This is a genomic window from Bryocella sp., from assembly GCF_058498515.1.
Genome location: NZ_JBMHYI010000024.1, coordinates 92,928 through 107,281 on the forward strand (window position 1 = coordinate 92,928; position 14,354 = coordinate 107,281).

At 62.9% G+C, this 14,354-nt stretch carries 10 protein-coding genes; 3 read left to right on the top strand and 7 right to left on the bottom strand.

What is annotated here, in order from left to right:
* Nucleotides 1–1,338 carry a lipopolysaccharide biosynthesis protein RfbH gene (rfbH, locus tag AC5E6W_RS07295; RefSeq protein WP_491751612.1) on the bottom strand — a complete coding sequence of 446 codons (1,338 nt, stop codon included), beginning with the start codon at nt 1,336–1,338 and terminating at the stop codon, nt 1–3.
* 144 nt (nt 1,339–1,482) lie between these two features.
* Between rfbH and rfbF the strand changes: the two genes are divergently transcribed.
* Nucleotides 1,483–2,253 (top strand): glucose-1-phosphate cytidylyltransferase, encoded by a 771-nt coding sequence (gene rfbF / locus AC5E6W_RS07300; protein WP_491751613.1) that lies wholly within the window; start codon nt 1,483–1,485, stop codon nt 2,251–2,253.
* A gap of 17 nt (nt 2,254–2,270) precedes the next feature.
* Here the strand turns inward: rfbF and AC5E6W_RS07305 are convergent, their stop codons facing one another.
* Nucleotides 2,271–4,832 carry a hypothetical protein gene (locus AC5E6W_RS07305; protein ID WP_491751614.1) on the bottom strand — a complete coding sequence of 854 codons (2,562 nt, stop codon included), beginning with the start codon at nt 4,830–4,832 and terminating at the stop codon, nt 2,271–2,273.
* Between the two features lie 287 nt (nt 4,833–5,119).
* Between AC5E6W_RS07305 and AC5E6W_RS07310 the strand changes: the two genes are divergently transcribed.
* Both AC5E6W_RS07310 and rfbG read left to right on the top strand, forming a co-directional pair.
* Nucleotides 5,120–6,586: a M28 family peptidase gene (locus tag AC5E6W_RS07310; RefSeq protein WP_491751615.1), complete on the top strand. Its 1,467-nt coding sequence runs from the start codon at nt 5,120–5,122 to the stop codon at nt 6,584–6,586.
* A gap of 62 nt (nt 6,587–6,648) precedes the next feature.
* A complete protein-coding gene (rfbG, locus tag AC5E6W_RS07315) occupies nt 6,649–7,734 on the top strand; it encodes a CDP-glucose 4,6-dehydratase (protein WP_491751616.1) in 1,086 nt (361 codons plus the stop codon).
* Here the strand turns inward: rfbG and AC5E6W_RS07320 are convergent.
* The 5 genes from AC5E6W_RS07320 to AC5E6W_RS07340 all read right to left on the bottom strand — a co-directional run bounded on the left by AC5E6W_RS07320 (nt 7,731) and on the right by AC5E6W_RS07340 (nt 14,333).
* On the bottom strand, nt 7,731–8,108 hold the full coding sequence (locus tag AC5E6W_RS07320; RefSeq protein WP_491751617.1) for a type II toxin-antitoxin system VapC family toxin: 378 nt from the start codon (nt 8,106–8,108) through the stop codon (nt 7,731–7,733). The two genes, rfbG and AC5E6W_RS07320, sit on opposite strands and share 4 nt — an antisense overlap.
* Nucleotides 8,105–8,302, bottom strand: a complete 198-nt coding sequence (locus AC5E6W_RS07325) for a type II toxin-antitoxin system VapB family antitoxin (protein ID WP_491751618.1) — start codon at nt 8,300–8,302, stop codon at nt 8,105–8,107. The genes AC5E6W_RS07320 and AC5E6W_RS07325 overlap by 4 nt, the downstream gene beginning before the upstream one ends.
* A 59-nt stretch (nt 8,303–8,361) precedes the next feature.
* Complete coding sequence (gene glgX, locus AC5E6W_RS07330) at nt 8,362–10,527, bottom strand: glycogen debranching protein GlgX (protein WP_491751619.1); 2,166 nt, start codon at nt 10,525–10,527, stop codon at nt 8,362–8,364.
* A gap of 142 nt (nt 10,528–10,669) precedes the next feature.
* Nucleotides 10,670–13,036: an NHL domain-containing protein gene (locus AC5E6W_RS07335; protein WP_491751620.1), complete on the bottom strand. Its 2,367-nt coding sequence runs from the start codon at nt 13,034–13,036 to the stop codon at nt 10,670–10,672.
* A 151-nt stretch (nt 13,037–13,187) separates the two neighbouring features.
* Entirely contained in the window at nt 13,188–14,333 is a 1,146-nt protein-coding gene (locus tag AC5E6W_RS07340; RefSeq protein ID WP_491751621.1) for an SIS domain-containing protein, read from the bottom strand.
* Between the last annotated feature and the right edge of the window lie 21 nt (nt 14,334–14,354).

Consider the following 14,354-nt stretch of genomic DNA (forward strand, 5'->3'; position numbering starts at 1 on the left):
CTACGCGATGACGAGGCCGGCCTTCGCGTTGACGACGAACTCCGTCGCGGTCTTCACGATATAGTCCAGCATCTCGTTCGTAAGCCCGGGATACACACCGATCCAGAAGACATTGTTCATCACAAAGTCGGTGTTCGTCAGCTCGCCAACGACGCGATACTCCCAGCCCACATACGCAGGCTGGCGCACGAGATTGCCCGCGAAGATGTTGCGGGTGCCAACCTTCGCTGCCTCCAGCGCCTTCGTCAGCTGGTCGCGCTTGAATGGCGCCCCCGGTTTGACGCCGATAGGAAAGCCGAACCAGCTCGGATCGGAGTTGGGAGTGGCTTCCGGCAGGATCAGGAACTCTTCGAGCGGAGCGAGCGCACTGCGTAAGTACGCAAAGTTAGCCTTGCGCTTCTCGATAAAACTCTCGAGCTTGTCCATCTGGCGCACGCCCAGCGCGGCCTGCATGTCCGTCGCCTTCAGGTTGTAGCCCACATGCGAGTAGGTGTACTTGTGGTCGTATCCGCAAGGCAATGTGCCCAGCTGCCAGTCGAAGCGCTTGCCGCAGGTGTTGTCTACACCGGGCTCGCACCAGCAGTCGCGACCCCAGTCGCGGAAGCTGTCGATGAGGGTCTGGAGCAGCGGCTTGTCGGTAAGTACAGCGCCGCCCTCGCCCATCGTAATGTGGTGCGCGGGATAGAAGCTGATCGTCGCGATATCGCCAAAGGTACCGACCTTGCGCCCCTTCCACGTCGAGCCGAGCGCATCGCAGCAGTCTTCAACGAGCCACAGGTTGTACTTGCGGCAGAACGCGCTGACGGCGTCAAGATCGAAGACGTTGCCGAGCGTGTGCGCAATCATCACCGCGCGCGTCTTCTCGCTCCGTGCGGCCTCGAGCATCGTCACATCGATCTCGTAGGTCGGCAGCGAGACATCGATGAAGACCGGCACGAGGCGGTTCTGGAAGATCGGGTTGACCGTGGTCGGAAAGCCTGCGGCGACGGTGATGACTTCATCGCCGGGCTTGAGAGCGCGCGCGCCCAGCTTCGGCGAGGTGAGCGCACTCAGCGCGACGAGGTTCGCGCTCGAGCCTGAGTTCACCAGTGACGCTGAACGCACGCCGATGAAGTTGGCGAGCTTGCGCTCGAACTCCTTCGCCCAGCGACCGGTCGTAAACCAGCCGTCCAGCGCTGACTCAACCACCGCACTCATGTCAGCGGCGTCGATCACCTTACCGGAGACCGGGACGGCGGAGCTGCCCGCAACAAACGTGCGCGGGGCGAAGGCTTCACTGTGATACTCAGCCGTGAGTTGGAGGATCTGTTGACGGAGCTGTTCGGCGCGCTCGCTCATTGGCTTAAGGATAGCAAAACCCTTTGGCCCCAACAGGTATCATGGTGCGCAGCGGGCCGTGACGCGACGGCACTTTCGTGCATCCAAGGGCGAAGCACATTGCGTAAGCGGCGCACCAACAGCACGCGGAAAAAGGACGTTTCGATGAAGGCAGTGATCCTCGCAGGTGGACTCGGTACGCGCATCGCGGAAGAGACCTCGCTGCGCCCCAAGCCTATGGTGGAGATCGGCGGACGGCCGATTCTCTGGCACATCCTCAAGATCTACTCGCAGCACGGCATCAACGACTTCATCATCTGCTGCGGATACAAGGGCTACATCATCAAGGAGTTTTTCGCGAACTACTTTCTCCACACGTCGGATGTCACGTTCGATATGCACGAGAACAAGATGACGGTGCACAACAGCATTGCGGAGCCTTGGCGTGTGACGCTGGTCGATACCGGTGCGGACTCAGGCACAGGCGGCCGCCTGCGCCGCGTTGCGCAGTACCTCGAAGGCGAAGACACCTTCTGCATGACCTATGGCGACGGCGTCGCAGACGTCGACATCACCGCGTCGATTGCTTTCCATAAAGAGCACGGCAAGGCCGTGACGCTGACCAGCGTGCAACCCGTCGCGCGCTTCGGTGCGCTCGGCATCAAGGACCACGCGATCTATAGCTTCCAGGAGAAACCCAAGGACGAGGGCGGCTGGATCAACGGTGGCTTCTTCGTGCTCTCGCCGAAGGCCATCGAAGCCGTAACCGACGACTCGCAGATGTTCGAGCGCGAGCCGATCGAGAAGCTGGTGAATGAAGGCGAGGTACAGGCCTTCTTCCATCACGGCTTCTGGCAGGCCATGGACACACTTCGAGATCGTCAGCACCTCGAGTCGCTGTGGGCCAGCGGCAAGGCTCCCTGGAAGACCTGGTAGGGCGTTTCATCTCTGCTTTAGAGCTTCGGCACTTGTGGCGGCGCAGCTGGCGGAGGCGTCGCGGCAGCGGTCGGGGCCGCGATGGGCGTGGCAACCGCCGCAGTGGCCGCCGTCGCAGCCGGCTTCACTGGGTTGGGCAATGCCAGCGCGGCGAGTGCACTCGGATCGTCACGCAGCCGCAGATACAGCGTCGTACCATCGCTGGGCGCGGGAACCTGCAACGATTCCTCGGCAAAGCCCGTCGGCACTTGCGTGGGATGTGCGAATTCCTTGTCCGCACTGAAGGCCGCTGCGAAGAAGAGATTCTTGCCATGCACCGTGCAGTTGGTCGCGCCAGCCGCGCAGTCCACGCCTGTAATCTGCGGAGCACGCACCAGCACGCCAAGTCTCGTCCAGTCGCCTGCCGTGCCGTCCGACGAGACCGGCCGCATCGCCAGCGGGCCGAATGCGGAGGCTCCGAAGGCCTTCAGCGGATCGAGCGTTGCGACCGCGGTGTGATCATCCTGCAGCACAAGATTGCCTTGCGGGAGTGAAAGCTTGGTGGTCGCAGAGCCGTCCGCCGTCGCCACTTCCACCATCTGCGTGCGCGGGAAGACAGCCTTGGTCTGCACCACGAAGTGAAGCGTGCCGTTCAATGGAATCGCTTCCTTCGAGTCAACCTTCACCGGCACAGTTCCCTGTTGCTCCAGCGGTGCACTAGTCATCGAAAGCAATGTCAGCGTGGGACGCGCAGGCTCTTCCGAGACCTTCACGGTGATCTCACGGCCATCCTTCAGCTTGACCTTCGCCTCACTGCCGTCCTTGGGGGTTGCGGCTTCCTTCGACACCAGCGTCAGCGTGCCGTCGTTGCCTGCGGCTCCGGTGGGGGTAAACGCCTGTCCGCCGAGATCGACGGAGACGACATCGCCGAGTCCCTTGCCCGCAAGCAACGCCATCTTGTCACCCGCGTGAATCTTCAACGAGTCGAGATGAATCGCCGCGTCATACGCAGTCAACGGAACCTTCTCCTCGTTCGCGTCGCCATACTGCCGAATGCCCAGCGCATAGCCTCCGGGAGCAGCTTCCTTCAGCGACACAGCGAGGTCCAGCGTGTTCTTCGTCTCTTTGCCATCGCCGCCCTTGGACGGCGTGAACGCCACATCGATGTCCTTAGCCTTGTTGCTCGTCAGTGCGACATGCTCGACGCAACCCGTGCCATCCGCGGTCAGCTTCAGGTGGCTATCCTTGCCAGCCATGACTTGCGTATCGCCCACGACCTTCCACCCGCCCCCGGTTTTTTGCTGCAGCGTGATGGTGGGTCCGGTGAAGTGATCGAAGCCCCAGTAGCCTTCGATGGTACCGGTAATCGTAAGGTCGTTCGGTGAGCCGGCCTTGCCTCCACCCCTCGGCGCCTCATCCTGCTTCAGCGGATCGAGCGGCTTGCGGGCCGGATCCTTCGCGATGACGAGACCACCTTCGAACGCGTCGGCACGCAGCGGCATATCCGTCGGCGAGCCTGTGCGGTTGAGGTGCAGGACGAGGTCGTGCGCGAAGGTCGTGGAGAAAACCAGCGGCGCGCCTTCGACGGGCAGCACCATCTTAGGATTGAGGAGGCAGGCGACTTCGTTCGCATCATGCGGATGCAGCGGAGGCAGCTTCGCCTTCTGGATCGCGGGAAGGCCGATGACGATGACCGTCTTGGGATTGATGAACGAGGGCGGGGCGTTCAGCTTCAGGCTGATGACCTCGTTCTGAGGAAAGCCCAGCCCGGGGATGTACTGGAACTGCGCGGTCTTGAGCAGGCTCACGAGATGGACGAGATCGACGACTGCACCGACGTAGGCGGAGTACACACCCGCGCCGACCGGTTGCGTATACGACGCTTGATTGATGAAGTCCGAGGAAGGCCCCGACGACAACGCCTCTGCGACGCCGATGCCATGACCGTCATTGAGAATCACCGGGGCGCTGGACTGTGTGAGGCAGGTGACCTGTGCCTCCACGGGCTCCTTGAAGCACTTGTCGTTGGGCTTCAGCTCAAGCGTTGCCGCGAGCTTCGCGGAGTGGTCCTGGATGGCCTTGGCGTCGCTCTGGGGTGCTTCCTTCATCGCGGCGAAGTAGTGCTCGATGCGCTGCTGCTCGAAGGACGCTTCATTGAGGTCGGCATCAGCGCGAATGAATAGCCCTGGACGGCCGCGCACAGCGCCACGGAGAGTCTTGAAGTCGCCGCCGGTCTCGGGCGCGATGAACATGAGAGCCTGCTCTGCGCCCTGAGGCACGACGATGGTCGAGCCCTCGCGAAACTTCTTGTCCCACGTATCGATCTCGGTGAACCAGTTATCCGGCGGCTCATTGGTGGTGCCGCGAAGGAAGGCGACGATCAGCAGCAGGTGATTGCGCTGCGTATCGGGAAGATCAGCCTTCACCCAGAGCTTGTCCCCGGCAACGAGGTTCGGCACCTGCGCGATGGGCAGAGTGACGGTCCCGCGCGTGACACGCACGGAGATCTTGGGCCCATCGAGGGTGAAGCGTGCCGGATCGTCTGCTCGCGCCTGTAACGTGAGCCCGAGGGCAAAAATAACGAAAATGGCGGCTTTCATTCGCATACAGGCCGTTAGACGACACCGTCACACGTGGGGGTTGTGATGCTTCGCAAACGAGTGCAGAAACAATTCCGCCCAATCCCGTATGCTGTTCGCAGGAACCCCGTAACCTCAACTTTCACAGGCTCATCGCGTCCTTTGTGTGGTCTTCCGCGTCTCTTTCCGGAGAACCCGCAAACGAAGATGTTCCACAAATGGTGAGTGCTGATTCGACGAAGATCAGCGTTGACTCATTAGCGGTTGAGCTTTGCGGTTGGTTCGAGCGTGCTGGTTGAGGAGGATGAATGAAGGTTCTGCGTCGTGATCTTGGTGTCAATCTGCATCTTACTGCTGCCTGCATTCTCCTGCTCCCTGGCCTCGCGTTCGCCCAGCGCGATTCGCTTGCCTACGGCAAGCCCGTCGTGGCCGACAAGGCCGATCCGCAGGTGGTGAAGGCGCTGCATGAGGTCTCGCCGCTGCGCATCCGCAAGACCATCGAGTCGCTGATCGCGTTCAACAACCGCAGCACCATCTCGTCCGTGACGAAGGACCTCGCGCCGAACACAGGCATCATTGCCGCGTCGGAGTGGATAGAGCAGCAGTTCAACGCCATCAGCGACGGCTGCGGCCACTGCCTCGAGGTGAAGGTCGACGACTTCATCGAGCAGCCTCCCAAGGGCGGCCGCGCCGCGCGCATCGTCGAACCCACGCGTCTGCGCAACGTGTATGCCATCCTGCATGGCACGGATCCGACCGCGGCCAAGCGCATGTACCTGGTCACCGGCCATTACGACACACGGGTAGGCGACGTGATGGACACGCACAGCCCGGCGCCCGGAGCCAACGACGATACCTCGGGCACGGCCGTCTCGCTCGAGTCCGCACGCGTGCTCTCGCACTATAAGTTCCTGGCCACGCTGGTCTTTGTCACGGTCGCGGGCGAAGAGCAAGGTCTCAACGGCAGCAAGCATCTCGCCGAGCTCGCCAAGCAGGAAGGCTGGCAGCTGGAGGGCGTGCTGAACAACGACATCGTCGGTGGCGATACCACGCCGGGCGAGACGCTGCAGAACAAGTCGCTGGTGCGCGTCTTCTCGCAGGGCATCAACCCGCATGACCCCGCGGACATCATCGCGCGCGATCTTTCGCTGGGCCTCGACAATGACTCTGGCTCGCGGGAGCTCGCTCGCTATGTGCTCGAGACCGACCACAGCTACTTCCCGCACACGCCAACGGCCTTCACCGCGGTGATGGAGCTTCGCCTTGACCGCTTCCTGCGTGGCGGCGATCACAGTTCGTTCTCGGCGCTGAACTTCCCCGCCGTGCGCTTCACCGAGTGGCGCGAGAACTTCAACCACCAGCATCAGAAGGTCCGCACCGAGAATGGCACGGAATACGGCGACCTGTTGAAATTCGACGACTTCAACTACATAGCTAACGTGGCGCGGCTGAACATGGCGACGCTGGCCTCGCTCGCTGCGTCGCCCGGTATGCCGCTAGAGGTCAAGGTGCTCACGACCAACCTCGACAACAACACGCTGCTGAAGTGGAGTGCGCCAGCCTCGACCAGCGCGACGCCGGTGTACCGCGTCCTGTGGCGGGACATGACGGCCAATGACTGGCAGCGCTACACGACGACCGACAAGACCGAGATCACCGTGCCTGTTTCCAAGGACAATGTCTTCTTCGGCATCGAGGCCTGCGATGCCGCCGGCCACTGTAGCCAGGCGGTGCCGCCGATTCCGGAGCGCCGTCAGCCGCCCCCGGCTTCCTAATCGCCTGACGTTGGCGGCATAACGATTCGGGGCATGGCTATCCTTGGCTTATCCTAGACTCGATGCTCAACGCTTCGTTCTGGCAAGGGAAACGCGTCTTCGTCACCGGACATACCGGCTTCAAAGGCGGCTGGCTCTCTCTTTGGCTCGCCTCCAAAGGCGCGGTCGTACGTGGCTATGCGCTCGATCCCTGGACGACGCCGAACCTCTTCACGCAGGCCAATCTCGCTTCGGTCGTTGACGACGTTCGCGGCGACATCCGCGATGCCGCGGCGCTGGAGCGCGCACTCTCCGACTTCGCGCCCGAGCTGGTCTTCCACATGGCCGCGCAGCCGCTGGTGAGGTTGTCCTACACCGACCCCCTCGGCACCTTCGAAACGAATGTGATCGGCACGGCGCGCGTGCTCGATGCCGTACGCCGCACGCCTTCGGTGCGAGGCGTGGTCAGCGTGACGACCGACAAGTGTTACGAGAACAAGGAGTGGCTGTGGGGCTATCGCGAGACCGATCCGCTGGGCGGCTATGATCCTTACTCCGCGTCGAAGGCATGCGCGGAGATCGTCTCCGCCGCCTTCCGGCAGAGCTTCTTTCCTGTCTCCAAGATGGATGAGCATCATTGTGCCATCGCGACCGCACGCGCGGGCAATGTCATTGGCGGCGGCGACTGGTCGACTGATCGCTTGATCCCCGATCTCGTCCGCGGCTTCCTTGCGGGTGAGCCTGTGCTCATCCGCCGCCCCAATGCGATTCGCCCCTGGCAACATGTACTGGAGCCGCTGGCAGGCTACATCCAGCTCGCAGAGAAGTTGCTCTCGGACGATCCCGCACGGTATGCGACGGCCTACAACTTCGGGCCATTTGATGACGACGCTCAGCCCGTAGCATGGATCGTCGAACGCATGGTGACATTCTGGGGAGACGGTGCGAACTGGGTGCTCGACGAAGATCCCGGTGTGCACGAGGCTGGCTTCCTCAAGCTCGATGCCAGCCGCGCCCGCGCGGAGCTAGGCTGGCGGCCTCGCCTACGGCTTGAGGACGCCCTCGAATGGCTGGTGACCTGGTACAAGGCTTCGCAGCAGGGCGCTGACCTGCAACGTGTCACGCTGGACCAGATCGCTGCATACGAAAAGCTGATGGCGGGCAGCTAGGGCTTTGCCGCCGCGGTGAACACCAGCCCCACGCGTTGCGCTACAACTACGAGCCGCTTGTCGCGCGTCCATAAGCGCGAGCCGGCAGTGAGACGTACTGCCGCAAGTAAGTGAGCATCGACAAACCCAATGCCGAGACCGTGAAGCTTCTCCAGTTTGACCAGCTCCAGCACCTCCGCATCGCGTGCGACCACGCTCTGCGGCAATGCCTGCATCTGTTTCAGGATCAGATCTCGCTGGCGAAGACTCACCATGGCGATCTCGCCAACAACAAGCGGGTGCGTCAGCACCTGTCCGCTCAATAGCATTCGTATGAGCCCCGCGTCCGATCGCCGCAGGTGATCGATCCACACCGAGGTGTCGACCAGGATCAACGCGCCGCAGCCCTTCGACGTGGGACCGCGCGCAGTCGCGGCTCCGTACCGCCAAGGCTCGCCAGACGCCGGGCGCTCTCACGCTCGATCAATGCTTTGAGCGCCTCCCGGACGAGGGCAGACTTCTCCTCCAGCCCCGTGTAGGAACTGGCTTCCGCGACGAGTTCGTCATCAAGAGAAAGGGTAGTGCGCATCAGATCCTCCTGCTGCGCACCAATCCTAGCATCATTTGATGACGAAATCCGTGCCCGCGCTACAGCGTCCGCGCCGGCCGTGTCTTGCTCGGTGCCTTGGCGGAGACCTCCACGCCATCGCTGTACACGCGGATAGTGCGGCCGCCGAGGATGACATGGTCGTGAACCTCGGTCTCATAGAACGGGTCCTCAAGGTTCTCCGTATCCAGCACCTGACGCCAGGGCGTCTTGTTGGGCGGATCGGGCAGAACGTAGTCCACGCCGTCCGGCGCCGCGTTCACAAGGATCAGGAAGCTGCAATCGACCACTGGCTTCCCCTCCTCATCCGTCACATCCAGCGTGCGGCCGTTGAAGAGCACGGCGATGGACTTGCTCCAGTCCTCGTTCCAGACCTCGTCCGACACTTCTTTGCCATCGGTCCCGTACCAGGCCACGTCGCGCACCACGGAACCGCGGATCTGGCGGTCCTGGAAGAACCGGCGGCGATGCAGGTTGGGGTGCTCGCGCCGAAACTGGGCGAGCTTCGAGGTAAACTCCAGCAGCCGCTTGCGAGGCTCGTCGAGCTTCCAATCGTGCCAGCTCAGCTCGTTGTCCTGGCAGTAGGTGTTATTGTTGCCGCGCTGCGAGCGGGCAATCTCATCGCCGCCGGAGATCATGGGCACACCCTGGCTCAGCAGCAGTGTGGCGAGGAAGTTCCTCATCTGGCGCTCGCGCAGGTGATTGATCTCCACGTCGTCGGTCGGACCTTCCGCGCCCATGTTCCAGCTGTCGTTATTGCTATTGCCGTCGGTGTTGTTATCGCCGTTGGCTTCGTTGTGTTTTTCGTTGTAGCTGACGAGGTCGCACAGCGTGAAGCCGTCATGCGCGGTGATGAAGTTGATGGAAGCAGAGGGCGTACGGCCATCCGATTGATAGAGGTCGCTCGATCCCGTAAGGCGATAGGCGAAGTCCGCGAGCAGACCGCTGTCGCCCTTCCAGAAGCGGCGGACGGTGTCGCGGTACTTGCCATTCCACTCCGCCCACAACACCGGGAAGTTGCCCACCTGGTAGCCACCTTCGCCTACATCCCACGGCTCCGCGATCAACTTCACGTCAGCGATGATCGGGTCCTGGTGAATGATGTCGAAAAACGCTCCGAGCTTGTTTACATCATGGAACTCGCGGGCGAGAGTCGACGCAAGGTCGAAGCGGAAGCCATCGACGTGCATCTCCGTGACCCAGTAGCGCAGGCTGTCCATGATGAGCTTCAGCACCTGCGGGCTATAGGCGTTCAGCGTGTTGCCGGTGCCCGTGTAGTCCATGTAGTGGCGCGGGCTATCGGCCATGGTGCGGTAGTAGGTCGTGTTATCCGCGCCCTTGAAGCAAAGGCTGGGGCCGAACTCGTTGCCCTCACAGGTGTGGTTGTAGACCACGTCGAGGATGACCTCGATACCCTCCTGGTGCAGGCGCTTCACCATCTGCTTGAACTCGACGACCTGGCCGCCGGTCTCACCGGTGGAGCTGTAACGCGCCATGGGAGCGAAGAAGCCCAGCGTGTTGTAGCCCCAATAGTCTCGGAGACCGCGATCCAGCAGGTTGCCCTCATCGATGAAGTGATGCACGGGCATCAGCTCAATGGCGGTGATGCCGAGCTGCTTGAGGTACTTGACGCTCGCCTCGTGCGCCAGCCCTGCATAGGTGCCGCGCAGATTCTCGGGCACCTCCGGGTTGGTGATGGAGAAGCCGCGCACATGCATCTCGTAAATGATCGAGTCGGCGATCGGAGTCTCGGGCGGACAGTCGCCCTCCCAGTCGAAGAACTGGTCCACCACGACGCTCTTGGGCACAAACTTCGCCGAGTCCTGATCGTCCTTTTTGGTGTCGTCGCCGGACGCCACATCGTAGGGATAGACCGGCCCCTTGTGGTCGACGTCTCCAGAGATCGCCTTCGCATAGGGATCGACCAGCAGCTTGGCAGCGTTGAAGCGCATGCCCTTCTCGGGCTCCCAGGGGCCATCGACGCGGAAGCCGTAGCGCTGCCCCGGTTTGATGCCACGCACGAAGCCATGCCACACAAATGCGGTGCGCTCTTTCAGCGTGACGCAGTCCACCTGGGTTCCGTCTTCTTCGAAGAAGCAGACGTTGACGCCGGTGGCATTTTCCGAATAAATCGCGAAGTTTGTTCCGTGGGAGCTTGGTGTTGCTCCCAGAGGGTAGGGCTTGCCCGGCAAAAGGGTGCGTCGCATGGTTCTCGCTTCGTAAAAAAATGCTGAAGTGACTGGCCCCGGTGTGAAGAAGGGAAAAGCCTCGTCGCCTCCGTGTAGATGCAGCAGCCCTGTGCAAAAGCTGCCTGTTGACGAAAGTTACACATCCGAAGCCGGCTTGGGCTCAGTCGACAGTGAGCGTCAGCGGCAGACTGTGCATGACCACCGTGCCGGCCAGGTTCGTGCCTGTTCCCGTTACGATGAGGTTGTAGCCAGTGCTGGAGCCCGTGGTTGAGGCAGGCGACACAGTGCGCGTTCCGCAGCCGCTGAGAGACACGACCGCGAGCATCGCCAGCGTAACGCAAAGGCACGTCACCGCGCCTCGGCGACGCCGCAGCAGGGGCAGCGGCAATAGAACCAACGCGTAGAAAACCACCGAACCCGGATGCGACAGTCGAAGCTGGGCGTGTACCGGCGTGGTGATCGTCAGCGTAACGGCTGCGCTCGAGGTGCCGGGCACGACCGCCGGAGGGGAGAACGTGGCGACCGCACCAGCCGGCAGGCCGCTGACACTCATCGAAACCACTCCGCTAAATGGCGAAGACTGCGACGCAACCACAAGAGCATAGGTCGCGGCGGATCCGGCCACAACCGTCTGCGAGGCTGAGCCACTGGAGCTTATCGTGAAGTCCGGCATCGCGGCGATGACAACATCCTGGACCGCCGAGCTGCTGGAGAGGAAGTTCGTGTCGCCGCCATAGACCGCGCTGATGGTGTGGGTCCCCGACGAGGTTGCGCTGTAGTTGACCGACGCAATCCCACCTGTAAGCGCCGCCTGCGCAAAGGTTGCTCCGCCTTCGAGGAAGTTCACCGTGCCGCTCGGCGTTCCGCTCGTCGTCGAGCTGACCACCGCGCGCAGGACCAGCGGAGCTCCAGCGACGGCTCCTGTGGCCTGCGCCGGAAGCTGCGTTTGAGAGGGCGCCTGCGCGATCGTCAACTCTCCCGAAGCAGGGCCGAGATTGAGCGTGTAGTTCCCTGCCGCGGCTCCGCTGAGGCTCGCGGTGATCGGATAGTTCCCCACCGGAGAGAGCGCCGACGCCGTCGTGCGGAACATCGCGGCTACGTTGCCCGCATCCTGCGGCAGCACGCCGCTGAGTGAGCCGGTGAGAGCAGGCATAGCCTGGCCGTAGAGCATCGACGCGGCGTCCGCAGTCCCTGTCAGCGGCGCGCGCCCGATGGTCAAGCTCAGCGCGCTGCTCGTGGCGGAGGGATTGATGCCATCGCCGCTATAGGTCGCGATCAAAGCATGTGGGCCGACGGGGAGTGCGCTCAGCGCAAAGCTTGCCGCCCCCGCATTCAACGACGCGCTGCCCACTGCTGTTGTGCCATCGATGAGCTGCACCGTCCCCAGCGGCGTCGAAGCGTTGCCGGTGACGCTCACCTGTCCCGCCCACTGCCCGTATACGGCGCTTGCCGGACCGGTGAGCGCGATGTTGGAAGCTCGCGATGGCACAAGGGCGGCGGCGCTGTAGACATTGTCTGCCGGGGCCTGAATCTGCACGTTGCGGTTTGCCGCATCGGCCAGCGTGATCTCGCCGAAGGAAGAGATGGCCACTGCACGCGGAGCGTTAAGCCACGCAGAGAGGCCCGCAGTGCCCTCCGCGCTCGCGCCCTGCGTGCCCGCACCGATCAACGTACCGATGACGCCTGACGGGCTGATCGCACGGATGCGGCGATTGTCGGAGTCCGCAAAGACCAAGGCGCCGGAACTGGTGAGCACGAGCCCACGCGGAAGGTTCAGCGCGGCTGCAGTAGCTGCAGAGCCATCGCCCGAATAGCCACGCACGCCGGTGCCTGCGAGCGTGTTGATCACGCCGCTCGCGTCGATGACGCGAATGCGATGATTGCGCGAATCAGCAACGAAGACGCGCCCATCGCTGGCTGATGCCACACCCTGCGGGCCATCCAGCTCGGCTGCCGTAGCGGGGCCCCCATCGCCCGCGAAGCCCTGCGTGCCATTGCCTGCAATCGTCGCGATCACGCCACTGCTTACGCGCCGCACACGCTGGTTGCCGGTATCGCAAAGCAGCAGGGCTCCGGTCGCATCGACAGCCAACGCTGTGGGGGTCGAGAGACTCGCTGCGGCAGCCGGGCCACCATCGCCACTGAATCCACGCGTTCCGCTGCCGGCAAAGGCGGAGATCGTTCCGGCGCGAACCACGCGGATGCGCTGGTTGCCTGTATCGGCGATGTAGAGCTCGCCACCGGGGCCGATGGCTACACCCTGTGGCGCGTTCAACGCTGCAGCGGTGGCCGCGCCGCCATCGCCCGAGGAGCCCTGCGTCCCACTGCCTGCAACCACCTGCAACGCCCCGCCCAGCGTGGCCTCGTAGATCTGGTTGCGGTCGGTGTCGGCGAAGTAGGCATTGCCCGTGGCGTCATACGCAACAGCCACCGGACGCAACGGTAGCGCCGAACCTGCACTCTGCGCATGCGCGGCAAATGCCAGCGCGCATAGCAGCAGCCAGCGTCGATGCAGCGCGATGGGCACGAATCCTCCTCTGCTGTATGCAACGGATTCGCAGCCATCCTAGCGTGAAGGCGTGCACGACGCCAGCGCGAACAATCTCCTGACCACAGCACCGCTGTTCTGCCCGACCAACGGGAGGACCGAGCGAAGCGGCAAAAAGGCGTCCGAACGCCTACTCGCGCACCACCGACTTCACCAGGTTGCGGGGGCGATCTACATCCACACCATTGCGAATGGCCATGAAGTACGCGAACAGCTGCAGAGGCACCACCTCGAGGATTGGCAGCACATACTCATTCGCCGCATCGACCTCGATGACATCCGACGCCACATGCTTCACCGCTTCATCGCCGCGATTGGCGATCACGATGGTGCGCGCACCCTGCTTGCGCATGTCATCCAGCAACGCCACGGTCTTCTCGTAACGCGACTGCGACTCGGCGTCGTTGGGATCGCGCGTGGCGATGACGACGAGCGGCACCTCGTCGGAGACGAGCGCGTTGGGCCCATGCTTCAGCTCGCCCGTGGGGTATCCCTCGGCGTGGATGTAGGACGACTCCTTCAGCTTTAGCGCACCTTCGCGCGCAATCGCGTAGTGAATACCGCGGCCGAGGAACAACAGCGTCTTCGCATCGTAGTAGCGCTCGGCGAGTTCCTTCGTCGCCTCGCTCCAGCCATCGAGCTGAGCGGCAATCGCAGTCGGCACACCGCGCAGCGCTGCCAGCGCGGCGGCGAGTTCGCCTTCGACGAGCACATCGCGCGATTGCGCTGCGAAGAGGCTCAGCAGACGCAGCACCGCAAGCTGTGCGGTGAAGCTCTTGGTCGCGGGGATGGCCTTCTCGACGCCGGCTTCCGTAGGGAGAGCCACGCTGGCCTCACGCATCATCGTCGAGCCCGCAACATTGGTCACCGCCAGCGTCGGATGGCCGCGCCGGATGGCCTCACGCAGCGCCGCAAGCGTGTCCGCGGTCTCGCCAGACTGCGAGATCACCAGCACCGCGGGATCTCGCTTGGTGTTGGTCGAACGCGTGATGTACTCACTCGCGTACTCGACGTCCACGGCCAGGCCGGCTGCGTCTTCAAGCATGATCTCCGCGGCGAGGCCCGCGTGGCGGCTCGATCCGCTGGCCGCGATGATGAGGTCCTTGTGCTCGCGGAAGCACTTGGCCGCGCCGTCGAAGGCCTCGGTCTTCAGACCGTTGTCGACGAGGTAGTGATCGAGGGTCCGCTCCAGCGCGGCCGGCTGCTCGTAGATCTCACGCAGCATCGCGTGCGCGAAGCTCTGGGCGTGTTCAAACTTGTTGTTCTGCTCGGTCATGGACCTGCCTTTCCTATCCAT